This is a genomic window from Paraburkholderia fungorum (genome assembly GCF_902833645.1).
In the GTDB taxonomy this organism is placed as follows: domain Bacteria; phylum Pseudomonadota; class Gammaproteobacteria; order Burkholderiales; family Burkholderiaceae; genus Paraburkholderia; species Paraburkholderia fungorum.
Genome location: NZ_CADFGE010000003.1, coordinates 323,829 through 347,272, shown reverse-complemented (window position 1 = coordinate 347,272; position 23,444 = coordinate 323,829). Strand labels below are relative to the sequence as shown.

Annotated in this window: 19 protein-coding genes; 15 read left to right on the top strand and 4 right to left on the bottom strand. The window is 60.7% G+C overall.

The window, feature by feature from the left end; genetic code table 11:
- Genes ctaD through HWX91_RS12705 form a run of 4 tightly spaced genes read left to right on the top strand, consistent with a single transcriptional unit; the run spans position 1 to position 4,499 of the window.
- Positions 1-2,013, top strand: a complete 2,013-nt coding sequence (gene ctaD / locus HWX91_RS12720) for a cytochrome c oxidase subunit I (protein WP_042273626.1) — start codon at positions 1-3, stop codon at positions 2,011-2,013.
- A 1-nt stretch (position 2,014) separates the two neighbouring features.
- On the top strand, positions 2,015-2,629 hold the full coding sequence (locus HWX91_RS12715) for a cytochrome c oxidase subunit 3 (protein WP_028194092.1): 615 nt from the start codon (positions 2,015-2,017) through the stop codon (positions 2,627-2,629).
- Positions 2,626-3,078, top strand: coding sequence for a hypothetical protein (locus tag HWX91_RS12710; protein ID WP_244144059.1), 453 nt, complete (start codon positions 2,626-2,628; stop codon positions 3,076-3,078). The genes HWX91_RS12715 and HWX91_RS12710 overlap by 4 nt, the downstream gene beginning before the upstream one ends.
- A 2-nt stretch (positions 3,079-3,080) precedes the next feature.
- The gene (locus HWX91_RS12705; protein WP_081832922.1) at positions 3,081-4,499 is read left to right on the top strand and encodes a c-type cytochrome; all 1,419 of its coding nucleotides are present in this window, start codon (positions 3,081-3,083) and stop codon (positions 4,497-4,499) included.
- Between the two features lie 116 nt (positions 4,500-4,615).
- Here the strand turns inward: HWX91_RS12705 and HWX91_RS12700 are convergent, their stop codons facing one another.
- The 3 genes from HWX91_RS12700 to phnA form a co-directional block, all read right to left on the bottom strand.
- On the bottom strand, positions 4,616-5,779 hold the full coding sequence (locus tag HWX91_RS12700) for a 2-aminoethylphosphonate--pyruvate transaminase (RefSeq protein WP_042273624.1): 1,164 nt from the start codon (positions 5,777-5,779) through the stop codon (positions 4,616-4,618).
- A gap of 382 nt (positions 5,780-6,161) precedes the next feature.
- Positions 6,162-7,619 carry a phosphonoacetaldehyde dehydrogenase gene (gene phnY / locus HWX91_RS12695; protein WP_028194088.1) on the bottom strand — a complete coding sequence of 486 codons (1,458 nt, stop codon included), beginning with the start codon at positions 7,617-7,619 and terminating at the stop codon, positions 6,162-6,164.
- Positions 7,620-7,653: 34 nt separating this feature from the next.
- A complete protein-coding gene (gene phnA, locus HWX91_RS12690) occupies positions 7,654-8,889 on the bottom strand; it encodes a phosphonoacetate hydrolase (RefSeq protein WP_028194087.1) in 1,236 nt (411 codons plus the stop codon).
- A 426-nt stretch (positions 8,890-9,315) separates the two neighbouring features.
- On the opposite strand from phnA, the gene HWX91_RS12685 reads away from it, so the two are divergent.
- The 9 genes from HWX91_RS12685 (at position 9,316) to HWX91_RS12645 (ending at position 19,738) form a co-directional block, all read left to right on the top strand.
- Positions 9,316-10,407 (top strand): putative 2-aminoethylphosphonate ABC transporter ATP-binding protein, encoded by a 1,092-nt coding sequence (locus HWX91_RS12685; protein WP_028194086.1) that lies wholly within the window; start codon positions 9,316-9,318, stop codon positions 10,405-10,407.
- Positions 10,404-12,131, top strand: coding sequence for a putative 2-aminoethylphosphonate ABC transporter permease subunit (locus tag HWX91_RS12680; protein WP_028194085.1), 1,728 nt, complete (start codon positions 10,404-10,406; stop codon positions 12,129-12,131). Before HWX91_RS12685 ends, HWX91_RS12680 begins: the two co-directional genes overlap by 4 nt.
- A 31-nt stretch (positions 12,132-12,162) precedes the next feature.
- On the top strand, positions 12,163-13,551 hold the full coding sequence (locus tag HWX91_RS12675; RefSeq protein WP_028194084.1) for an FAD-dependent oxidoreductase: 1,389 nt from the start codon (positions 12,163-12,165) through the stop codon (positions 13,549-13,551).
- Between the two features lie 36 nt (positions 13,552-13,587).
- Entirely contained in the window at positions 13,588-13,827 is a 240-nt protein-coding gene (locus tag HWX91_RS12670; RefSeq protein WP_028194083.1) for a hypothetical protein, read from the top strand.
- A 250-nt stretch (positions 13,828-14,077) separates the two neighbouring features.
- On the top strand, positions 14,078-15,085 hold the full coding sequence (locus tag HWX91_RS12665) for a putative 2-aminoethylphosphonate ABC transporter substrate-binding protein (protein WP_042273802.1): 1,008 nt from the start codon (positions 14,078-14,080) through the stop codon (positions 15,083-15,085).
- Between the two features lie 209 nt (positions 15,086-15,294).
- The gene (locus HWX91_RS12660; protein ID WP_028194081.1) at positions 15,295-16,014 is read left to right on the top strand and encodes a phosphonate utilization associated transcriptional regulator; all 720 of its coding nucleotides are present in this window, start codon (positions 15,295-15,297) and stop codon (positions 16,012-16,014) included.
- Between the two features lie 274 nt (positions 16,015-16,288).
- On the top strand, positions 16,289-16,786 hold the full coding sequence (locus HWX91_RS12655) for an amidase family protein (RefSeq protein WP_244144058.1): 498 nt from the start codon (positions 16,289-16,291) through the stop codon (positions 16,784-16,786).
- Between the two features lie 494 nt (positions 16,787-17,280).
- Positions 17,281-18,513: an alkaline phosphatase family protein gene (locus HWX91_RS12650; RefSeq protein WP_028194080.1), complete on the top strand. Its 1,233-nt coding sequence runs from the start codon at positions 17,281-17,283 to the stop codon at positions 18,511-18,513.
- Positions 18,514-18,517: 4 nt separating this feature from the next.
- Positions 18,518-19,738: a cytochrome-c peroxidase gene (locus tag HWX91_RS12645; protein ID WP_102857523.1), complete on the top strand. Its 1,221-nt coding sequence runs from the start codon at positions 18,518-18,520 to the stop codon at positions 19,736-19,738.
- A gap of 212 nt (positions 19,739-19,950) precedes the next feature.
- Here the strand turns inward: HWX91_RS12645 and HWX91_RS12640 are convergent, their stop codons facing one another.
- Positions 19,951-20,922, bottom strand: a complete 972-nt coding sequence (locus tag HWX91_RS12640; RefSeq protein WP_028194078.1) for a helix-turn-helix domain-containing protein — start codon at positions 20,920-20,922, stop codon at positions 19,951-19,953.
- 93 nt (positions 20,923-21,015) lie between these two features.
- Between HWX91_RS12640 and HWX91_RS12635 the strand changes: the two genes are divergently transcribed.
- Entirely contained in the window at positions 21,016-22,260 is a 1,245-nt protein-coding gene (locus HWX91_RS12635; protein WP_028194077.1) for a DUF1479 domain-containing protein, read from the top strand.
- Between the two features lie 344 nt (positions 22,261-22,604).
- Entirely contained in the window at positions 22,605-23,444 is an 840-nt protein-coding gene (locus tag HWX91_RS12630; protein WP_042273620.1) for an FkbM family methyltransferase, read from the top strand.

Genomic DNA, 23,444 nt, shown 5'->3' with positions numbered 1-23,444 from the left:
ATGGCCGCACCCACCGTGTCACCCGCGCAAGCCGACCCGTTACGGCTGTCGCGCACATTGCGCGTCGGCCGTATCGAAGCAGGCAGTGCTGAGGAGAAGCGCTTGCGGGAGCTATGGGAAGCGCGGCCGGGCTGGCGCGGCTGGTTCTCGACGGTCGATCACAAGACCATTGGTCTGCGCTACCTGGTGACCGCCTTTCTGTTCCTGCTGGCGGGCGGCATTGAAGCGCTGCTGATGCGTCTGCAACTGGCGCGCCCCAACGCGACGCTGCTCACGCCCGAACAATACGACCAGCTCTTCACGATGCACGGCGTGACGATGATTTTCCTGTACGCGCTGCCCGTGCTGTCCGGCTTCTCGAACTATCTGTGGCCGCTGATTCTCGGCGCGCGCGACATGGCGTTTCCACGCCTCAATGCATTTTCCTATTGGGTGTTTGTGTTCGCGGGCCTGTTTCTCTATGCGAGCTTTCCACTTGGCGAAGCGCCGAATGCGGGCTGGTTCAACTACGTGCCGCTATCCGGCCTCGAGTACAACACGGGACCCAACATCGACGTGTATGCGCTCGGGATGGTGCTGCTCGGCATTTCGACCACCGTCGGTTCGATCAACTTTGTCGTCACGCTGCTGCGAATGCGTGCGCCGGGTATGTCGCTCGACCGGCTGCCGGTGCTGGTGTGGGGCACGTTGACCGCTTCGGGCGCCAACCTGCTGGCAGTTCCTTCGGTGAGCCTGGCGTTTTTTCTGCTTTGGCTGGACCGGCGCGTAGGGACCCATTTCTTTGACGTGCTCAACGGCGGGCGGCCTTTGCTGTGGCAACACCTGTTCTGGATTTTCGCGCACCCGTGGGTGTACGCGGTTGTGTTGCCGGCAATGGGTATCGTCTCCGATGCGTTGCCGGTGTTTTGCCGCAGACCTCTGGTCGGCTACGGACCGGTGGCGATCTCCACTGTGGCGACCATGCTGGTGGGCTTTGTCGTGTGGATCCATCATATGTTTGCAACTGGCATTCCGCCGCTCGCGCTGTCATTTTTCGGCTCGGCCAGCATGGTGATCGCGGTGCCCAGCGCGGTCGCGACGTTCGCATGGATCGCGACGATCTGGACGGGCAGGCCGGTCATGCGTGTGCCGTTCCTGTTCTTCGCCGGCTTTGTATTGCTGTTCGTGGTGGGCGGCGTGTCGGGCGTGATGACGGCCGCCGTGCCGTTCGACTGGCAACTGACCGATACGTATTTCGTGGTCGCGCACCTGCACTACGTGCTGCTCGGCATCAACGTGTTTCCGGTGATCGGCGGAATCTACTTCTGGTTTCCGAAATTCACCGGCCGGATGATGAGCGAGCGGCTTGGCAAGATCGGCTTCTGGGTGATGTTCGTCGGTTTCAACGTGGCGTTTTTTCCAATGCATATCGCCGGGCTGTTGGGTATGCCGAGGCGCATCTATACCTATCCGCCCGATATGGGCTGGAATACCGTGAACATGGTAACGTCGCTCGGTTCGTTCGTGTTCGCGTTCGGCGTGCTGATTTTCCTTGTCGATCTGTTGTATAGCATCAGGCATGGTGCGATTGCCGGCGACAACCCGTGGGATGCGCCGACGCTCGAATGGTCCGTTTCGTCGCCGCCGCCGCCGTATAACTTCGCGGTGCTGCCGTTCGTCGCGAGTCGGCACCCGCTGTGGGAAGGGCGCATGGAGGAGGGGACGGCCGGCGAGGCGCCACGTCAACGTTCGAAGCTCGATGAAGGGTTCCTGCTAGGCGAAGGCCGCGAGGCGCTCGGCACCACGGCGCTGGAAGGCAGACCGGATGTGATTCTGAAAATGCCGGACGACTCGTATGCGCCGTTCTGGCTCGGCCTGTTCGCGACGCTGGTGTTCGCCGGGCTCGCGCTGCGCGCCGGGATTTTTACCGCGGCGGCGCTGCTCGCGTGTGCAGTCACCATCGTCGTGTGGTTGTGGCCCGAACGCGCGCTGATCCAGCGCGAACCGCAGACCGTGACCGACGCGGGGGACTGACATGGACGCACTCACAGCACGCAGCGACTACACCCTGCCGGTCGGCAGTGCCGGCGAGCGCTCCGGCGGCTGGTGGGGGTGTCTCACGTTGATCGTTACCGAGGGGGCGCTGTTCGGTTATCTGATCTTTTCGTATCTGTACCTTGCGTCGCAAACCGGTCAGCAATGGCCGCCGGAGGGGCTGCCCAAGCTTGGTCTCGGCATTCTCAACACCGGTATCCTGCTGTCGAGCAGCGGCTTTGTCTGGTTCTGCGAGCGCTGCGTGCGGCGGCGACGCTTACGCTGGGGCGTTGCGTCGATGGCGGTGGCAGTTGTACTCGGCGTGACGTTCATGGGCATCCAGTTGCGCGAATGGCATAACCACCCATACGGACTGACTGCGCAGCTATATAGCTCGCTTTACTTTACGATCACCGGCTTTCATATGATGCACGTCGCGGTGGGCATCGTCGTGCTGTTCCTGCTGCTGTTGTGGACGGCGTTTGGCTACTTCGACGAACGGCGCTGCGTCGCGCTGACGATCGGCGGCCTGTACTGGCATTTCGTCGATGTGGTGTGGCTGTTTATCTTCACCACCTTGTATCTGACGCCCTATCTGTTGCGGGGCGCATCATGAGTCCGGCCAGAATTGACACGCCACCACCGGCGCATGCGTCGACGCTCGCCGGTATGCCACGTCTGCACGGCTCGCGCGTGTTGATCGGCATGCTTGCCGCGCCGTTTGCATGGGTTGTGCAGATGGGCATCACAGAGGCGTTGGCCGCACAAAGTTGCTTTCCTCACACGCGTCCGCTGGCGGCCCCGGCGATACCGTGGCTCAATGCGGCCATTCTCGTCGTCAACGCCGTCTGTCTGGTGCTTGGCTGTTGTGGTGCCGTCACTGCATGGCACAACGTCCGATTTGTCAAACGGATTCGCTCTGGAATGCCAGGCAATGCGAATGATGAACCTGGTCTGCTGGATGGTTTCCTCGCGCGGGTGGGGGTGATGAGCAGTACGCTGTTCGTGTTCGCACTGATCGCCACCGACATCGCGGTGCTGATTGTGTCGCCATGCCGGTGGTGAAGATGAACGTGCGCATTTTTTTACTCCTGGCCGCGAAAGGTCGCCTCAATGGCCGGCCCGGCAACCGGCGACTGTACGCGGCGCTGTTGGCCGGTTGCGCTTTGCTCTGTGGGGGAACGCTGGGCGGATCAGCGGCGCTTCGTGCGGCCGAGCAGGCTGCGCCGCCTGCGGAGGTCGCACAAGCGGTGCCCGATGCCGCACTGGTTGCCCGTGGCGCGTATCTGGCCAAAGCGGCCGATTGCGCGGGCTGCCACACCGCAGCGCCCGCCGCCGGCCAGACTGGCCCTGCGGCCCTGCCTGCTCCGTTTGCCGGTGGCCTGGGCATGGCCTCGCCGTTCGGCACGATCTACTCGTCGAACATTACGCCGGATCCTGTCAATGGAATCGGCCGCTACACCTATGACGACTTCGCCCGCGCGCTGCGCGACGGGGTTGCGCCCGGCGGCAAGCGGCTCTATCCGGCAATGCCGTTCCCATCGTTCGCGAAGATCAACGACGACGACATGCACGCGCTGTACGCTTACTTCATGCATGGCGTCAAACCCGTCGCAAAGCCGGCGCCGCAAACGCGCCTGCCTTTTCCGTTCAACCAGCGCTGGGCGCTGATGTTCTGGGACTGGGCGTTCGTGCCGGGCGGGCGATATGTGCAGCAGCCCGGACACGATGCGCAGTGGAATCGTGGCGCCTACCTCGTGCAATCACTCGGCCACTGCGGCGCCTGCCATACGCCGCGCGGTCCGGCGTACGAGGAACGCGGCTATGACGGCAATGCGCATCTGTACCTGACAGGCGGCACCAACGATCACTGGTTTGCGCCGAATCTGACCGGCGATCCCGGTGCGGGTCTCGGACGCGTCCCGGCGCAGGACATCGCAGCGTTCCTGAGAAGCGGGCACGGTGGGGGACTTGTCACGTTCGGCAGCATGGTTCAGGTCGTCGAAGACAGCACGCAGTATCTGAGCGATGACGACCTGAACGCCATCGCCGCGTACCTGAAGAGCTTGCCGGCGCGTGAGCCGGCCGGGCTTTACGACATGCATTCGCGCGCGGCGCAGCAAACCGTGCAGGCGCTGCGTACCGGCGACGTCGAGCGGCCGGGCGCCGGCATTTTCCAGAGCTACTGCGCGCGCTGCCATCAGGCGGACGGGCTCGGCGTCGCGCAGAAGTATCCGCGTCTGGCGGGCAATCCCGCGGTGCTCGCGCCCCAAAGCACATCGCTTGTACGTCTGCTGGTAGAAGGCGGCGCGGCTCCGCACACGGAGAATGGGCCGCCCTCGCGCAAAATGCCGTCCTTCGCGGACAAACTGACCAATGAGGAAATGGCCCAGGTATTGACGTTTATCCGCAATACGTGGGGCAACGCGGCGCCGCCCGTTACGACACGCGATGTGACGAGCGTGCGCGGCGCCATTCACAAGTAGTGGGGCGCCGCATCTTCAGTCACTGAGGGCGCAGGTCGGTGCGCTGCTGCGCCTCACGGGCAGAACGCCGTGTTTCCAGTTTCGAACGTTGCACGAATGCTGCGATTGACAGCCGCTCACGAGCCGGTGACTGACGCGCCGAGTTCGGTCACACCCATCTCGTCCAGCACCTCGCGGACCGCTGCGAGTGCGGCGCGCAACTCGGGCTCGCCGATGCGGCCGATGCAGCCAATCCGGAACGATTCAGCCACGGTGAGCTTGCCCGGATAGATCACGAAGCCACGTTGCTTGAGGCTGTCGTAGAAGCGCTGGAACACGAAACGCGGATGCGTGGGCATATGGAACGTGACGATGATGGGAGCCTGCAACGCATCAGGCAGCAGCGGCCTGAAGCCGAGCGCGCGCATGCCCTCAACGAGTATCCGGCAATTGTTCCGGTAGCGTGCCCCGCGACCCGCCACACCGCCTTCGGCGACAAACTCTTCGAGTGCCTGATGAAACGCGACAATCACGTGGGTCGGCGGCGTGAAGCGGTACTGGCTGGTCTTCTCCAGGTTGGCACACTGGTCTTGCAAATCGAGCACCAGCGTAGTCGCATTCCCCTTTGTCCGCTCGAGCGCCTCGCGCCGGCAGATCACAAAGCCGAGGCCGGGAACGCCCTCAATGCATTTGTTCGACGATGCGGCTACCGCGTCGATGTGCATCGACCGCACGTCGAGGGGGAGCGCGCCAAACGCGCTCATCGAGTCCACCAGATAACTCTTGCCGTATTTCGCCGCGAGTGCGCCAAGCTGCGCGATCGGGTTCAGTATGCCTGCCGTGGTTTCGCAGTGGACGGCAAACACATGGGTGATCGAGGGCGTGCGTGCGAGGATCGCCTCGACCTCGCCGAGGTCGGGCGGCGTGTCCTCGGCAGTCTCGTAGACCAACGTCTCGCGCCGCGCGATCTCGAGGATGCGCTTCGCCCGCTTGCCGTAGGCGCCGTTGATCAGCACGAGCGCGGTGCCGTCCGGGGGCACAAAGCTCGTCAGCATCGCCTCGACCGCGAAAGTGCCCGAGCCCTGCATCGGCACCGTCACCCACTCGCCCGCGCCATTCGCGATGTCGGCAAGGCGCGCGAGCGTGGATCGGTTGATCTCGACGAAGTTCGCGTCTCGCGAGCCCCAATCGTGCAGCATCGCAGCCTTGACGGTGCGCGAGGTAGTAAGCGGCCCGGGAGTCAGCAACAACGGATCGCCCGTTTCGGAAGCAGCCACTGCGGTATATGTTGAGCTGGTCATCAAAGTTCTCCTCTGCAAGTCCGTTTGGCACCTGTATCGACGCATGAAATTCGCGCTAAGGTTTGCAACAAAGTCAGTCGATACGCCACAAAAAACACATTCTATGTCTTAGGGAGACTGCCTCGGAGAGTCCGGCGTTCCCCGTAGCATGGTCCGGATGCGACGTAGTTAAGTGAAAGCAGCAACCATAGCAGTGGCCGTTCATGCGCGCTAGAGCAAGCACCTTGGTCAAGCTTGAATTGAGCGAGGGCGCCGACGCCGGTGCGGCCATAACGATCGCGACGCCCAGACGAAGATGCGTGCGCGAATGGAGGAGAACATGTCGGAATCATTCTTCCCGATGTTCGCGGCGTTCGCCGGAGACACCGGGAAAAATCGATACTCAACTCCAGGGCAACGAGTATGTCTTCACGTGAGTGAAACTCTTCATCGCTTCCTGCACCCCTTCCTTGTAACCCAGACCCGAGTCCTTGATGCCGCCGAACGGCGTGAGTTCAAGCCGATAACCGGGTACTTCACGCACATTGACACTGCCGACTTCAAGTTCGGCGATGAAGCGCGTGATGTAGTCCATCCGATTCGTGCAGACCGAGGACGACAGTCCATAGTCGGTCGAATTCGAGATCCGGATCGCGTCGTCGATGTCGCGGAAGCGGATAACTGGCGACACCGGTCCGAAGGTTTCGTATTTGACGAGCGGCATATCGGGCGTCACGTGGTCCACGACGGTCGGCGAGTAGAGCGCGCCTTTGCGAATGTTGCCGTACAGCAGTTTCGCGCCGCGGCTCACCGCGTCGTTGACCTGCGCTTCGAAGAACTTTGCTGCGGCCTCGTCGATGACGGTGCCCATATCGGTGGCCGGGTCTGCCGGGTCGCCATAGCGCACCGCGCGGGTCTTTTCCACCAGCAACTCCACAAAACGGTCGGCCACCGCTTCATGCACCAGCATCCGCTTGACCGCCGTGCAGCGTTGGCCGGAGTTCTTGTACGAGCCCGACACGGCGAGCGTGCTGGCCTCGTCGAGATCGGCGTCCTCCATGACGATAATCGGGTCGTTGCCGCCAAGTTCGAGCACTGCACGCCGGTAGCCCATTTTCTCGGCGATGTATTTGCCGATCGGCACGCCTCCGGTGAAGGTGATCAGATCCACATGCTCGTTGGTGATCAGTTCGTCGGCAATCTCTTTGGGGTCGCCGGTGAGAACCTGCAGCATTTCCTGAGGCAGGCCGGCGGTGTACAGGATGTCGGCGAGCAGATAGGTGGACAGCGGCACCTTTTCCGACGGCTTGACCACGATCCGGTTGTTCGTCGCGATGGACGGCACGATCTTGTGCGCGACCTGGTTCATCGGGTGGTTAAACGGCGTGATGGCGGAAATCACGCCCAGCAGAGGATCGCGCAACGTATAGACGCGCCGTTTCTTGCCATGGGGCGTCAGATCGCAGGAAAATACCTGGCCGTCGTCCTTGAGCGCCTCGTTGGCGCCGAAGATCAGCACGTCGCTGACACGGCCCGCTTCGTACAGGGAGTCCTTCCGGCACAGCCCGGCTTCGGCGGTAATCAGCGCGGAAATCTCTTCGGTGCGCTCCCGCACGATCTCGGCGGCGCGCCGCAGGATCTGCGAGCGCTCGTAGCGGGTGAGTCTGGCGCGGTAAGCGTGGGCGTACGCGAAGGCGCGCTTCACGTCGGCGAGCGTCGCCTTGGGCACGGTGCCGACCAGTTCGCCGTTGTACGGATTCAGAACCTCGATGACCTGTTCGCGCCGGATCTGTTCTCCGCAGATTCGAAGGGCTTCATGACGGACCGGCAAAGATGGCCGCGATTCCACGATGGCATTCATGCTGTCTCCTGATGTGCAAGAAGGTTATTGACGACTATTGAAGGTGGTTGAGCGCGAGGTCGAGGATGTCGAAATTGCGCAGACGCTTTCTCTGGGACACGGCCTGTGTCACCGGGCGGCTGAAAAGCAGCGGCACTGTCTGTTCGGAGAGACCGCCGTGCGAGCGCAGCGGGGCATTGAGACCCGACAGGTCGTGGCGCGATTCGCTGGTGCCGAGCACGACATGCCGCCCGGAAACCACGATGATGTCGCCGAGTCGATCACGCGGCAGCTCGAAGCGCTCGCAGCCTTCCGCGCCAGTGAGCGCCAGTTCGATGCCTGTGCGCTCGCGCAGTTTGGCCAGTACTCGAGCCTGATCGACCGAAGCCGGCAGGTAGATCGTGGCAAACGAGCCCAGGGCTCCGTGGTGCACCACATACGGATCGGTAATCGGCAGGATCACACGTGCCACGCCGGCGCCGAGCCATGCGTCCAGTTCGTCCTGCAGATAGATCACATTCGGCTTGCCGGCCGCGTCATGCTTGTCGTTCATGCCGTGGTCCGCCGTAATCGCGACGGTGGCCCCGAGTTCGGCCATGCGTTGCAAGTAGGGGTCCATCATTTCGTAGAACGCGTTGGCCCCGGTGCTGCCCGGTGCGCACTTGTGCTGCACGTAGTCGGTGGTCGACAGGTACATCAGGTCGATGGGGCGGGTCTCGAGGAGGCGCACGCCGGCCGCGAACACGAACTCGGACAGGTCGGCGCTGTACACGTCCGGCACCGGCTTGCCCACCAGCTCCACCACACCTGTGATGCCGTTTTCGGCCTGAGTGACTTCATCGGCTTTCTCGGACGAGAAGCAGATACCGTTCAGTTTGTTGCCAAGCAGGCGGCGCAGTTTGTCCTTCGCGGTAACGACCGCGACCTTTGCACCCGCATCGGCGAACGCGGCCAATACCGTCGGTGCGCGCAGGTACTTCGGGTCGTTCATCAACACTTCGGCGCCGCTCTCGCGATCGAAGAAGTAGTTGCCGCTAATGCCGTGCACCGAGGGGGGCACGCCCGTCACGATCGACAGGTTGTTCGGGTTCGTGAAGCTCGGTACGACACAGTCGCCTTTGAGCGCGGCTCCATTTTCCAGAATCCGGGCCAGAAACGGAGCGACCCCGGCGCGAGCCGCCTCCGTCAAATAGTCGTATTCGCAACCGTCCACACAGACCACGACGAGAGGCTGGTCCATCCACCGGTAGTCACGCCCATTTACGTTGAGCGTTCGAGTGTTCGTGTTCATGAGGTTTTCCTTTGAGCGATCAGGTGAGGGTTGAGAGCGGTATTCCGATGCGCCGGGTTTCGCTGCGAGCGGTCTGAATTAGGGGTTTCCACGGGACGCATCGAAAAGTGTTTTTGCATGCTTGACATTAAACTTCGTGAATCGTAGATTGTCAACAACATGCAGATGGCAAAATACACTCTACGGTTACACGGCCCGCAAGCCCTCAGCCGGGCGAAATTTCGTGGGCATCGACGTATGGGGTCAGAAGGCGGCCGTGTCGGTCGAGCGGATGAGTGTTCTTGCCCGATAGCCATGGGTTCGGGAGGAGACCGCGCGACCGCGAAGCCGTAGTCGCCGTGAAATCAAGGAAGTGCGGGCGTTGTCGGCTAAGACCAGGAAGGGCCAGAGCACGGCGGCGGAACAGTAATTTCCAGGAGGATGACGATGTTGGATTACCTGCGCATCGAAGGGATTCACAAGCAATTCGGTTCGACCCCGGTTCTGAAGGATGTCAATCTGACAATCTTCAAGGGGGAAATGGTCTGTTTTCTGGGCCCTTCGGGTTGCGGCAAGACCACCTTGCTGCGAATCATCGCGGGTCTGGAGACGCAAAGCGCGGGCACCATCGCGCAGGCCGGCAAGGACATTTCGATGCTGCCGCCCATGCTGCGCGATTACGGCATCGTGTTTCAGTCGTACGCGCTGTTTCCGAATCTCACGGTCAACGAGAACGTCGCCTACGGTCTGACGAACCGGAAAGTGCGCAAAGCGGTGATCCGCGAGCGTGTGGCCGAACTGCTCGCGCTCGTCGGTCTGCCCGATAGCGGCCCAAAACATCCCGGTCAACTGTCCGGCGGCCAGCAGCAGCGCATCGCTCTCGCGCGGGCGCTGGCTACTTCGCCCGGTCTGTTGTTGCTCGACGAACCTCTGTCTGCGCTCGATGCGCGGGTGCGGGTTCGTTTGCGTCAGGAGATCCGCCAGCTGCAACAGCGTCTCGGGGTGACGACGATCATGGTGACGCACGATCAGGAGGAGGCGCTTTCGATGGCCGACCGCATCGTGGTGATGAATCACGGCGTGATCGAGCAAATCGGCACACCGACCGAGATTTATCGCGAGCCCGCAACGCCGTTCGTTGCCGACTTTGTCGGCAAGGCCAACATTCTGCCGGCCACCGTGAGTGCGAACGGCGCGATCCAGGTGGGTGACGTCGGCCTGAACTGTGTGAAGGTGAGCGAGTCGCTCAAGGGCGGTTCGCGAGTGTCGCTGTTCCTGCGTCCGGAGGATCTCGTCGTGCGGGGCGTCGACACGAAAGCCGGCAACACGCTGAGTGGCCGTATCGGGAAGCTGGAATTTCTGGGAGCATTCTGCCGGGTCAGCGTTCAGGTGGACGGCATGCCCGGGACCGAAGTACTGGCCGATCTGTCGTATCACGATATGACTGAATTCGACCTGCAGGAAGGCTCGGTGCTTAATCTCGCTGTCCTCGGCAACCGCGTGCGGATCTTCGGTGAAGACCAGCGGAGGGTGCAATGAGTACGACACTCACCGAACCGGGAAAAGACGCGATGCTTGCCGAAGTGCGGCAACGTACTCACTGGCAGGATCGCATCGGCCATGCCGGGATGCTGCTGATGGGATGTTTTCTGCTGCTGGCCCTGCTTGCGCCGCTCACGATGGTCATCATGCGATGCGTCGAGGATCGCGATGGGCGCTTCGTCGGTCTCGCCAATTTCACGTCGTATTTCCGGACCCCGGCACTGTGGAATTCGGTCGGACATTCGCTGTTCATTGCAGTCTCGGTGACGGCGATTACGATTCCGCTCGCCTTCACGTTCGCGTACGCGCTAACGCGCAGTTGCATGCCGCTCAAGGGACTCGTGCGCAACATCGCCCTGATTCCGCTTCTCGCACCGACGCTACTGTCGGCGGTGTCGTTTATTTACTGGTTCGGCAACGCGGGTTTGTTGCGGCGCTGGACAGCCGGTCACAGCATCTATGGCGCACCGGGAATCATCGCCAGTCTGGTGTACGCGGCAATGCCGCACGTGCTGATGATCCTGATTACTGCGCTGTCATTGACGGACGCCCGCCTGTATGAAGCCGCAGACGCAATGGGTACGAGCCGTTTGCGCAAGTTCTTCACGATCACGCTGCCCGGCGCGAAGTATGGGCTGATCAGCGCGACCATGGTGGTGTTCACCATCTGTGTGAACGACTTCGGCGTACCGATCGTGATCGGCGGCTCTTACAACGTGCTGTCCACCGACGTGTACAAGCTCATCGTCGGTCTGCAGGATTTCAATACCAGCGCGGTGGTGAGCATCTTGCTGCTGTTGCCGGCACTCCTTAGCTTTGCTACCGACTTTTTCGTCAGGCGCAAACAGCGTTCGCTGCTTGGCGCGCGCTCGGTGCCATATGAACCTAAGAGGTCGCGCGGTTTCGACCTGGCGATGCTGGCGTACTGCAGTGTCGTGTGTTTTCTGATGATGGCGATTGTCGGGATTTCGATTTATGGCTCGTTTGTCCACTTCTGGCCGTACAACCTGACGCTCGGGCTGAGTCATTACCGGATGGGGCTCATCGGCGCGGGCATCATCGGCGCATACAAAAACAGCCTGGAAATGGCGGCGCTGGTCGCGACAGCGGGGACTATGCTGGTGTTTGGCGGAGCCTATCTGATCGAGAAAACGCGCGGTATGGATTGGCTGCGCCCAGTCATCAATCTGTGCGCGGTTTTGCCGATGGGTGTGCCGGGTCTCGTACTTGGGATTGGTTATATCTTCTTCTTCAATCATCCGGCCAATCCCCTTAATTTTCTCTACGGGTCGCTGCCGCTGCTTGCCATCGTCACGATCATTCACTACTACTCGTCGAGCCATCTGACCGCCATTACCGCGCTCAAACAGATCGACAACGAGTTCGAGGCGGTATCCGCGTCGCTGAAAGTGCCGTTCTATGCCACGTTTTTCCGCGTCACCGTGCCGGTATGTTTGCCGGCCATTCTGGAAATCAGCCGCTATTTCTTCATTAACGGCATGACGACGATCTCGGCGGTTGCCTTCCTTTATTCGCCGGGGACGCAACCGGCGTCGGTGGCGATCCTGAATCTCGATGAAGCCGGACAAATCGGGCCGGCCGCGGCGATGGCAACGCTGATTGTGGTGACCTCGACCCTCGTGTGTGTGCTCTATGCGTTAGTGAATCGCTTTCTGTTGGCACGCACGCAACGCTGGCGCTATACGTCGCGCAACCGATAACACACCCTGGCAGAGCAAACAGGAAATAACGATGAGACCTTTCTGGCTTGAACAGGCACTGCGCGGCGAAGCGTCTGACGCGCCGGCTTTGCAGGGCGCGGTAAACGCCGATGTGTGTATCGTCGGCGGCGGCTTTACCGGTCTTTGGACAGCGCTGCAATTAAAGCGCGCCAATCCGCATCTGGATGTCGTGCTGATCGAAGCGGATATTTGCGGTGCGGGTGCGAGTGGCCGTAACGGCGGTTGCTTGTTGACCTGGGAAACCCGTTTTCTCACACTGCGCCGACTATTCGGCGAAAGTGAGGCACTACGGCTCGTAGAGGCTTCTCGCCAGACGGTCGATAAGATCACGGCCTTCTGCCGCGAGCATCGAATCGATGCGCAGATTCGCGTCGACGGCACGTTATACACCGCGACGAGCGCCGCTCAGATCGGCAGCGCCGAGGCCGTCAAAGCCGCGTTGGATGAACGCGGCATGGGCTCATTCGTCAGTCTCGACGTCGAAGAAGTCCGCCGGCGCGCAGGGTCGAAGCGGCACCTCGCGGGTGATTTCTCGCCTGTCGCCGCGACGGTGCAGCCCGCCTTGCTCGTGCGCGGATTGCGGCGCGTCGCCTTGGAGATGGGCGTTCGCCTGTACGAGAAGACCGCCTTCGAATCGCTGAGTTATGTGCCGGGTCCGCTGGTCCGCACGACGTACGGAGAGGTGCGCGCAAAGCGCGTTGTACTGGCGATCAACGCGTGGATGGCAAAAACCTTCCCGCAGTTCGAGCGCAGCATTGCGCTCGTATCGAGCGACATGATCATCACCGAACGCGCACCTGAAATTCTGGAGCGTCTGGGATTCAGGAACGGTCTGTCGGTGCTGGATTCACGGACCTTTGTCTACTACTACCGCACTACGCCCGATGGCAGGCTGATGCTCGGCAAGGGCGGCAATACGTTTGCGTATGGCGGCCGCGTGCTGCCGGTATTCGATCAACCCTCGCCGTATCGGGCGGCGCTCGCGCGCGATCTGAGCGGTTTTTTTCCTGAACTCGCGTCGGTGCCGATCGCCGCAAGCTGGAACGGGCCGTCAGATCGGTCGGCCACCGGATTGCCGTTCTTTGGCCGGCTCGACGAACGGCATGACGTGTTCTACGGCTTCGGCTATTCAGGCAACGGCGTCGGTCCGAGCTATATGGGCGGCGAGATCCTGTCTTCACTCGTACTCGGTCTCGACAATGCATGGACGCGCTCACCGCTCGTTCGTGGGCCGCGCGGCGTGTTCCCGCCGGAACCGATTCGCTACGTGGGTTCACTGGTCGTACGCGACGCGATTCGCCGCAAGGAAAGCGCGGAGGACGCCGGCGCCAAACCCTGGTTCTTCGATGTCGCGCTCAGCCGTCTCGCGCAAGCGGCGGGCAAGTCCGACAAGGCGTGACATCTATCAGATCTACTAACAGTACGGAGACGAAACGTGAATGCGACCTTTCACGCGCCGGAGGATCCGGCTTACGAGTTCCGCACGTTCTACCAAAAGGTCAGGGCCAAGGGCTTCATCCTTTACCAGGGAAACCTGACTGAAGTCGATACGTTTCGTGTCGGATGTATTGGTGACGTCGACCGCGATGTCATGCGCAGCGCAGCAAGGGCGATCGAGAAAACACTCGCGGAAATGGGCGTGAAGCAGATTTCACCCCACAAGATCGTCGCGTAAGAGCACGAAGACGGTTGCGTCGCCCGCGCGGCTCACCTGGGTGTTGGTGGCAATTTCGTTAGCGTTCTGGATTGAAAGGCGGACTGGCCACTGTTGTCAGCGGCAATCTCATCACGTCAGCGCATTGATACGCCGGCGACGGTGAGGTCTTTGTGAAAAATCCTCATACCGGGAGTAAGAAATGTTCAAGCAAACAGTCACCGCTCAGCGCAGCGCGCGCCCTTTGCACCGTGTCCGTACGATCGCGCTAATGACGACTGCCGCGATAGCGCTGCTGGTCGGCAGCACGGCTACGGCGGTCGCCAAGACCACGCTGCTGGTCTATACAGCGCTCGAGGACGAGCAACTCAAGCCGTACGCGGACGCATTCGAGCAAGCCAACCCGGACATCGAGATCAAATGGGTACGTGACTCGACTGGCGTGATCACAGCCAAGATTCTTGCCGAAAAGAACAACCCCCAGGCCGATGCGATCTGGGGCCTCGCGGCCACCAGCATCGCGAAGTTCGAAAGCGACGGCATGTTGTTGCCGTATGCGCCGAAGAATCTGCCTGCCATGAGCGCTGCGTACCGCGACCCTAAATCGCCGCCGAACTGGTTTGGCATGGATGTATGGGGCGCGACGATCTGCTTCAACACCGCGGCTGCCGCGGAGCAGCATTTGCCTAAGCCGCAGAGCTGGCAGGACCTGACGAAACCGGTCTACAAGGGCAAGATCGTGATGGCGGACCCTGCCTCCTCGGGGACGGGATATTTCGACGTGACCGCATGGTTGCAACTGTTCGGCGAGCAGGGCGGCTGGCAATTCATGGATGCGCTCGACAAGAACATCGCGCAGTACAACCATTCGGGTTCCGCGCCGTGCACGATGGCTGCATCAGGTGAGTATCCAATCGGAATCTCGTTCGAATACCGCGCGGCTACCCTGAAGGCGCAGGGCGCACCGATTGATCTTGTGTTCCCGAAGGAGGGGCTGGGTTGGGATCTGGAGGCGTTCGCGATCATGAAGAACACGACGAAGCTGGACGCGGCGAAAAAGCTTGCCGACTTTGCGTCGAGCCGGGAAGCGAACTCGCTGTACGCGAGAAGCTATGCGATCACGGCAGTGCCTGGGACGGCCAAACCGCTGCCGAATGTGCCGGCGAATTACGCCAGCCTGCTGGTCAAAAACGACTTCACGTGGGCGGCAAACAACCGCGCCAAAATCCTTGCGCAATGGGCTCAGCGCTATTCGTCGAAGAGTGAGACCAGGCAGTAGCCCGGAAAATCAGCGCGAAGCGACCAAAGAGAACTTGCGGATGCGCCGCGCCGCAATGGATCTTTCCACTGACGCCTATGCCGCTGCCGGCGCGACCCTGTCTCCAGACGTTCCTGCGGCACTCTTCAAATGCCTTACCCAGCCGTCATTTTGTTGACAGTTGACGATTCAGTCTGCTAATGTTAGACATTAATTCTGCTCTGTCCGCCATGAGTGACGCGCCATCGATCGGTACAATCCAGTTGCTTAAAAAGCACTCGCTTACAACGCTGGTGCAGGACGAGCTCGAACGCCTGATTCTGCGTGGCGAACTCGCTCCGGGTGACAAGCTGAACGAGGCACAACTGGCCACTCGGCTGGGCGTCTCGCGCGGTCCGGTGCGGGAAGCTTTTCGCGCGCTCGAACAGGCGGGATTGCTGCGCACGGAAAAGAATCACGGCGTATCGGTGAAGATGTTGTCCCTTAAGGAAGCGGAAGAGATCTATCAGGTCCGCGCCATGTTGGACGAACACATTGGCCGATTGCTGGCCAATGGTATCTCGGCCGAACATCTGAACTCGCTGCGCCAGATTGTCGAGTCGATGAAACGCGCGCAGAACAGTCACGACGCGCAGACTTACGGCCACCTGAACCTGCAGTTTCATGACACGATGGCTGCGGCGGTCGGCAACGAGAAATTGCTCGATACGTACCGGGGTCTCGTCCGCGAACTCAGTCTGTTCCGGCAAACAGCCCTGACGCTTGACGAAGAAGCGATCGAGCAGTCTGCTCACGAGCACGAAGCGATCATCGAGGCAATTGCCGCTGGTGATTCGAATCTCACTGAGAGTTTGATCCGAAGCCACCTGGATCATGGCCGGGAACGCATACGGCGGTCGCGTCAGGTCCGCGAGGCGAACGAGCAGAGTTCGGTGCCCGAGGTGAATTGAGCGGCTTGCTTGCGCAGTCGCTCAATGTCCCGCTCGCGAAACCGGCCAAGTTCGATGATGTCGAATCGGTGGGTGTAGTAATCGAGCGTCTCCGCCTTCCCCAACACGATGACGGTCTCCGCCGCGCTGCCATGTCGATGAAGATGTGACTCGCGTCACTGCTCGTCCGAGTGTCCCCAACTGGCCTCGAGATTGGCTTGAGCGAATATCCGCATAGGCGCTGGTGCAGGTGCACGGTCCGTGATCAGCAAATCGACCGGATCTGGTGCGGAACGTGGAATTCGGGAGCTGGAACGCGCTTGCCGGCTTGGGGCAACACGGCGGCCTGGTGGCGGCGGAGGCGTGGGCATGGCACGTCGATCTGATCGCGAGGCAGGGGAATCGGTATGACCTGCGGGTTTTGTCCCGCATCCGTTTCGGCAGCCAGCAAAGTACGGCGGAGTACCAGCGTACCAAGGCGCGCCGTGCGCTGTTATGCCGGCAGGCTGACGGCGAGTTGCAGCCGTCCGATGCGATGGTGTGTCCAACTGTGCCGATCGTTGCCCCACGGATTGCGGATCTGGCTGATGAAAGTGTCTATACGTCGACAAATCGGCTGCTGCTGCGCAATCCGGCAATTGCCAACATGCTCGATCTATGCGCGTTATCCGTGCCTTGCCATGAGGCAGGCAAGGCACCGGTTGGCCTGATGTTGATGGGGCGGCACATGGGCGACCGGCGTCTGCTTGCGATCGGTGCCAGCGTCGAAGCGGTTCTGCGTAAAACCGGCTGACTTCTTCGTGCATGGAATCAGCGCACGGCGCCTCTTTGCTATCGCCGACAGCGCGATCCTGGCGGCCCGATCCCTGCGGCCTGATGCACCGTTATGCGCGTCCGTCGCTCGCGGCCCTCATCTGCCCGAAGCGTCCACTCCATGATTGAAGTCCCGCACCGCTTGACAGATTTGCTCTGCTGTATTCACGACGAACGGACCGATTGAACCGGTGGCCGTGCCGTTGTCGCTGCGCCGGCAGCGTGGACCGCGGAGCTGCAGTCGTCGTTTCTCCCTAGTCGAGATGGACTACGTGCGGTTAAGCCTGCCATGTTAGCCTCGCCATGCACCAAAAACGGCGGCTCCGATCGCGGGATACACCGGTTCTTTTGCCAATGGGCCGTGATGGGTGATCGCGGGTTAATCGATTCAATCTGATTTAGTTCGGTATACAAAATAATAGAAAGGTATATCGAACCAATCAGCTTGGTAAAACACAATTAAAAGGGAAAGGAATGTCAAAACGCACCCGGATGCGCACACTTTTCGCTGCCATTTCTGCCGCCTTAATTGGCGTTATCGTTGCCGCATGCGGCTCATCGTCTTCATCGATCGCACAGACCGGGCAGCAGCAGATTCGCCACGTCTTCGTCATCACGCTCGAAAACGAAAACTACGCGACCACGTTCGGCGCCAATAGCAAGGCGCCATATCTGTCGCAGACGCTGGCTTCGCAAGGCGCGTTGGTGCAGCAGTACTACGGCACCGGGCACGTGAGCCTCGACAACTACATCTCGATGATCAGCGGTCAGGCGCCGACGCCGGAAACGGATAATGATTGCCCGATCTATCAGGATTTCACACTGACCGGCATGACGCCCGATGGTCAGGCGATCGGCTCGGGCTGCGTGTATCCGGCCAGCATCAAGACATTGCCGGACCAGTTGAAGGCCGCCGGCTACACCTGGAAGGGCTATGAAGACGACATGGGTAACGACCCGACGCGCGAAGCCGCTACGTGCGGCCACCCGACGCTCAACACGACCGACCTCACGCAGATTGGAGAAGCACCGAGTGCAGCGGTACCGCAGGGCGATCAGTACGCGACGCGTCACAACCCGTTCATGTACTTCCACTCAATCATCGATTCGCCCGATTGCGGCCAGAACGTCGTAAATCTGAACAGGCTCACCACCGACCTGCAGTCGATCTCGACCACCGCCAACTTCAATCTGATCACGCCGAACCTGTGCGACGACGGTCACGATTCGCCGTGCGTGAACGGCCAGCCGGGCGGTCTGACGAGCGCGAATACGTTCCTGCAGAAATGGGTGCCGATTATTACCGCCTCGCCGGCATTCCAGAAGGACGGCCTGCTGATCATCAACTTCGACGAAAGCAGCTACGCGTCCGTGACCCAGCCTTCGGCGGGCCAAACGCAACTGACCTTTGCGGGGACAACCTGCTGTAGCCAGCAGCCCGGCCCGAATCTGCCGGCGTTCCCGCAGACTTCGTCGCTGTCATACAAGGGCGCGACGATCAACCTGACCAAGCAGAGCTTCGGCGGCGACCAGACCGGCGCGGTGATGATTTCGAGGTTCATCAAGCCGGGGACGGTGTCGACGGTGCAGTACAACCACTACTCGATGCTCAAGAGCATTGAAGACATCTTCCAGCTGGGTTATCTGGGCTACGCGGGGCAGGCCGGCCTGGTCGGATTCGGCAACGACATCTTCACGAACCTCTAAGCCGATGATGGTCTCCGCAACGCGATTCGCAGCGCGCGCTGTACTGGCGGGCGCTGCACTGCTACCGATAGCAGCGTGCGCGACGCCCAACGACGCACAGCCCGTCTACAGCGACGCCGCGGCGCTCGGCAAGCTGATGTTCTTCGATGCGTCGTTGTCGGGCTCGGGCAAGATGTCGTGCGCGAGCTGCCATAGCCCGTCGCACGCGTACGGCCCGCCTAACGGGCTGGCCGCGCAGTTCGGCGGCCCCGACATGCACCGGCAAGGCACGCGCGCCGTGCCGAGCTTGCGCTACGTGCTGAACCGCACGCCGATGTGGAGTCATGCGCAGGCGGCCAGCCTGTCCGAGCGGCTGAGCGAGACGGACAACGCACCGGTTGGCGGCTTCGGCTGGGACGGGCGCTTTAACCAGTTGCACGATCAGGCGAGCTTCGCGCTGTTCAATCCCAATGAGATGGCCAACCGGGACCCGGCAGCCGTCCTCGCGAAACTGGAGCGGGCGCCCTATGCCGCCCGCTTCAGAGAAGTGTTTGGCCAGAACATTTTTGCCGACCGCACCAAAGCGTTCGCGCAGGCGATGGCCGCGATCGAGCGTTTCGAGCTCGAAGATCCAAGCTTCCACCCCTACACCAGCAAGTTCGATTACTACCTCGACGGCAAAGTGCAACTGACGGCGCAGGAGTTGAGAGGCAAGAAACTGTTCGACAGCCCGACGGGCGGCAATTGCGCCTCCTGCCACATCGACCAGGTAGGCGTCGACGGCTCGCATCCGCTTTTCACCGACTTCAACTTCCAGGCGCTCGGTGTGCCGCGCAATCCTGAGTTGCGTGCGAACGCCGACCCGAAGTACTTCGATATGGGGTTGTGTGGGCCGTTGCGCACGGATCAGTCGGGCGACAAAAGCAACTGCGGACTCTTCAAGTCGGTGTCGCTGCGTAATACGGCCACTCGTCGGGTGTTCTTCCACAACGGCCGCTTTCATACGCTGAAGGACGCACTGCGCTTTTACGTGCAGCGCGACACCAATCCGGCGAAGTGGTATCCGAAAGACGCGCACGGCAAGGTCGATAAATTCAACGACCTGCCGGTTGCGCTGCGGGTGAATGTCGATACGACCGATGAACCGCTCACGCGTAAAGCGGGCGAGCGTCCCGTGTGGTCGGAGCAGGATATCGACGACGTGGCTGCATTTCTTACGACGCTAACTGATGGATACAAGCGCTAACGGCTTGCAGATTCTGAGCGGCGGCAACCTGAGGCACTGGTAAGCCGCCCACCAGTTGCCGCGCTTTCGCTTCCAGAATCTGCTTCGCGTCAGAGTGAACCGCGTCAGCCTTCGCGAACAACCCGAGTCTCGAACATGAGTACGTCCGGGCAATTCGTCCTGGCGCACTGCCGGTCCGCCAGCGCCGCAAATTCCTGAAGCGCGCGGCATGATTAGCCAGTCTCTGAGTCGTCTCGCTGACCCGCCAATGTCCGATGCCTTTGAAGCGATGGCGATCGTTCTTTCAGGCGCGCATCTACTTCCTGATCCGCCGCGCCCGCCGATGTGAACAGCCGTCGATATTCAGCCGGCGTGGTTTGTTTGGCGGCCCTGAACTGCCGATTGAAATTGGCGATGTTCGCGAAGCCCGAACGGGTCGCGATGACGGCGACCGGCAGAGCGGTATCAGACAGCATCCGGCATGCGTGCCCGATGCGAACCCGGGCGATATAACGGCCGACGCTTTCACCGATATGCTGAACGAAGTAACGCGTCAGTGTGCGTTCCGACAGGCTCGCAGCCGCGCAGAGTTCCGAGATGCGCAGCGGTTCGGCAAAGCGCGCATCAATCATCGAAAGAACCCGGTTGATCCGTTCGGGTTCGTGGCCGGACGGCCCCGTGGCAGGATGATTGAAAGCACTGGGCGAGGCGAGCGGTTGGCCCGGTGCGTCGGCGAGCATGCACAATATATCGAGGGCGGCGCTTAGGCGCTCGCGTGCCTCGTTCGAGAGTAATTGCGTCAGACGCTCACGCATCGATTCGCCAGCAGGCGGCTCGAACGCCAACCCACACGCGGCCCTGCGTAACAGCTTGCGCAGCGGTTCGTATTCGGGGCAGCAATCCGCCATACGCCGCGCCCAATCGCCGTCGAACCAGATAACGATGGCGACCTGCGGCGCAGATGGGTCGATCGAACGATTCGATGCCCAGGTGTGGGGAAGATCCGGCGGCACGAGGACGAGATCCTCGGCTTCATATGCGTTGACCGAGTCGCCGATGTAGCGCTTGCCATGGCTGTTCATTGTCAGCGTGAGCTCGTACTCGGGATGGTGATGCCACTCGAACGGAATACGCGGAAGCCGCCGATGGTAAACCCGGAGCGAACAGTCCTTGCCGAACTCGACGTGTTCATAGGCTGGTTTCATGGCCGGAAACGCAAATTAATTGGCTGAATAGTATCACCATGGAGTGCGTTCACATCATATCCTCGCCCATATCCAATCGATAGGGAGACAGTCATGGCGTTGAAAATCGAGGACCTGCCGAGCGCGATCCGGCAAGCGAAAAGAACGTTGCGCGCAGCGTTGCCGAACTACCGGGAGGTCTTCGCCGAAGTCGAAGAATCGATCGGCGCCGAGGCGCAACGAATCGCCGCGCAACGCGATCGAGGTGAGGATGTCATTCCCGAGATCCAGTTTTCCGACATCACCGAACAACGCGTCACCGCGGACCAGATTGCGCTCGTCAAGGCACGCGGTGCATGCGTGATCCGGAAGGTATTCCCTCGTGCGCTGGTGCAGGGCTGGGACGAGGATATTGCCCACTATGTCGATCGCAATAACCTCGACAAGCACCTGGAAAACCGCGCCGAAGACAAGTACTTTGGACAACTGGCGTCCAGCAAGCCGCAGATCTATGGCGTGTACTGGTCGAAGCCGCAAGTGCTGGCCCGTCAGTCGGCTGCATTGACCGAGGCACGTGTATTCCTGAACCGGTTGTGGCGCAACGAGAGCGAGGGCCGCGTGCACTTCGATCCGGAGCGCGTGCCGGCTTATGCCGACCGATTGCGCCGCAGGCCACCGGGTTCCGCGTCGCTCGGCTTGTCGGCGCATTGCGATGGCGGCTCGGTCGAGCGCTGGATCGAAAGCAATTTCCGCCAGGTGTATCGCCATGTGTTCGCGGGGAACTGGCGAGACTACGATCCGTTCGACGCGGCGTTCCGACCTGACGTGGAAGAGATCGCGTCGCCCGCCGTATGTTCGATGTTTCGCACGTTCCAGGGCTGGACCGCCCTGACGCCGCAAGGTCCGGGCGACGGCACGCTGCAACTCGTACCGATTGCCAACTCGATGGCGTACATCCTGCTGCGCGCGCTACAGGACGATGTTGCCGAGGACGACCTATGCGGTGCGATGCCTGGGCGGGCGCTGTCCATCAAGCCGGAGTTTCATGCGCCGTTGTTCGAGGCGCTGTCGTCGATTCCCAAAATGGAAGCGGGCGACACGGTGTTCTGGCACAGCGACGTGATCCACGCGGTCGAAGACGAACATAAGGGCGCGGGTTACAGCAACGTGATGTACATCGCCTCGGCGCCCGCATGCGCCAAGAACGACGCTTATCTGAAGCGTCAGTTGCCGAGCTTTCTCAAAGGTGAAAGCCCGCCTGATTTCCCGGCCGATCATTTCGAAGTGGATTTCACCGGACGCGCGACGGTTGACGATCTGACACCGCTTGGCAGCGCGCAACTCGGGTTTGACCTGTAGCTCGAAAAAGACGCCTTACTCGCGCCGAAACGGGCACGCATGCGTGCTCGTTATGGTCGATTGCGAGTGTCTAATTCTTCAGAGGAAATCTCGTCAATTTACGAGGATGTACGCTTTTTGCGGACTACTCGCTGTCACGCTTTCTGGCTGCTATTCTGTTGAGCATCATCGTCGGAACCCATGCCACGAACCGCCTTATTCTCCATTGAAGAACCCGGATCGCCTCGATCCTTGCAGGCCGTATATGGACCGGCAGCAATCGTATTTCCCCAAGTCTCGCTACACGTGGCCGCAGATGCAGCAGGATTCCGACCGCACTCAACGCGCGAACAGGAGGCTTTGTCATGTCCATGCTTCAACGAGTTGCCCGATTGCCAAAGAAGTCCTTCGATATGGTCAAAAACGCCACCGTGATTGACAAGCGAAAGCTCTATGCGACATGGGAACATATTCAACTGACAAAACTACTGGCGTACCTCGATGTCGATTGCGTTTTCGATATCGGGGCCAGCCAGGGCGAATACGCCGAGATGCTGAGAAAGAAAGCGGCTTATAAAGGCTACATTTTTTCGTTCGAACCCAATCCGCACGATGCCCGTATCGCTCGGGAACGCGCCGAGGGCGATGACAAGTGGACCGTAATTGAGCTAGCCATTTCGGAGTCGGACGGCGACGCACAGTTCAATGTGATGCGTGCAAGTCAGTTCAGCTCACTGAGCGCGCCGAAGAATGACGATGTCGAGCTGTTCCGCCATGTGAATTCGGTCGCGGAGACCATTACGGTAAAGACAGAGCGCCTTGAAACCACGCTACGGCGCTTGCGCGCCGAGTACGGATTCGAACGCCCGTTTCTGAAAATGGACACGCAAGGTTTCGATGTCAAGATCGTGCAGGCCTCAGCGGGCATCATGCGAGAGTTCGTTGGGATGCAAAGCGAGTTGGCGATCGCGAAGCTTTACGAGACCTCGGTCGACTTTCGCGAGGCCATCACGGAGTACGAACGTTGCGGATTTTCGCTCAGTGCTTTCGTTCCAAACAATTCGGGACATTTCCCCTGTCTTCTGGAGATCGATTGCGTGATGATTCGCTCCGATCTCGCGCCAAGTTGGCTCGCTCTCGGTAACGCGCCCGAAAGTTCGGCCTTCCCGGTGTTCGATCCGAACCAGGTATGGTGGACGTCCTGA

Coding starts and splice junctions, on each gene's coding strand:
- HWX91_RS12675 (WP_028194084.1), top strand. CDS start 12,163: ATGAGACCTTTCTGGCTTGAACAGGCACTGCGCGGCGAAGCGTCTGAC.
- HWX91_RS12650 (WP_028194080.1), top strand. CDS start 17,281: ATGTCAAAACGCACCCGGATGCGCACACTTTTCGCTGCCATTTCTGCC.
- HWX91_RS12645 (WP_102857523.1), top strand. CDS start 18,518: ATGATGGTCTCCGCAACGCGATTCGCAGCGCGCGCTGTACTGGCGGGC.
- ctaD (WP_042273626.1), top strand. CDS start 1: ATGGCCGCACCCACCGTGTCACCCGCGCAAGCCGACCCGTTACGGCTG.
- phnY (WP_028194088.1), bottom strand. CDS start 7,619: ATGAATGCCATCGTGGAATCGCGGCCATCTTTGCCGGTCCGTCATGAA.
- HWX91_RS12700 (WP_042273624.1), bottom strand. CDS start 5,779: ATGACCAGCTCAACATATACCGCAGTGGCTGCTTCCGAAACGGGCGAT.
- phnA (WP_028194087.1), bottom strand. CDS start 8,889: ATGAACACGAACACTCGAACGCTCAACGTAAATGGGCGTGACTACCGG.
- HWX91_RS12660 (WP_028194081.1), top strand. CDS start 15,295: ATGAGTGACGCGCCATCGATCGGTACAATCCAGTTGCTTAAAAAGCAC.
- HWX91_RS12635 (WP_028194077.1), top strand. CDS start 21,016: ATGGCGTTGAAAATCGAGGACCTGCCGAGCGCGATCCGGCAAGCGAAA.
- HWX91_RS12685 (WP_028194086.1), top strand. CDS start 9,316: ATGTTGGATTACCTGCGCATCGAAGGGATTCACAAGCAATTCGGTTCG.
- HWX91_RS12630 (WP_042273620.1), top strand. CDS start 22,605: ATGTCCATGCTTCAACGAGTTGCCCGATTGCCAAAGAAGTCCTTCGAT.
- HWX91_RS12665 (WP_042273802.1), top strand. CDS start 14,078: ATGACGACTGCCGCGATAGCGCTGCTGGTCGGCAGCACGGCTACGGCG.
- HWX91_RS12640 (WP_028194078.1), bottom strand. CDS start 20,922: ATGAAACCAGCCTATGAACACGTCGAGTTCGGCAAGGACTGTTCGCTC.
- HWX91_RS12710 (WP_244144059.1), top strand. CDS start 2,626: ATGAGTCCGGCCAGAATTGACACGCCACCACCGGCGCATGCGTCGACG.
- HWX91_RS12705 (WP_081832922.1), top strand. CDS start 3,081: ATGAACGTGCGCATTTTTTTACTCCTGGCCGCGAAAGGTCGCCTCAAT.
- HWX91_RS12715 (WP_028194092.1), top strand. CDS start 2,015: ATGGACGCACTCACAGCACGCAGCGACTACACCCTGCCGGTCGGCAGT.
- HWX91_RS12680 (WP_028194085.1), top strand. CDS start 10,404: ATGAGTACGACACTCACCGAACCGGGAAAAGACGCGATGCTTGCCGAA.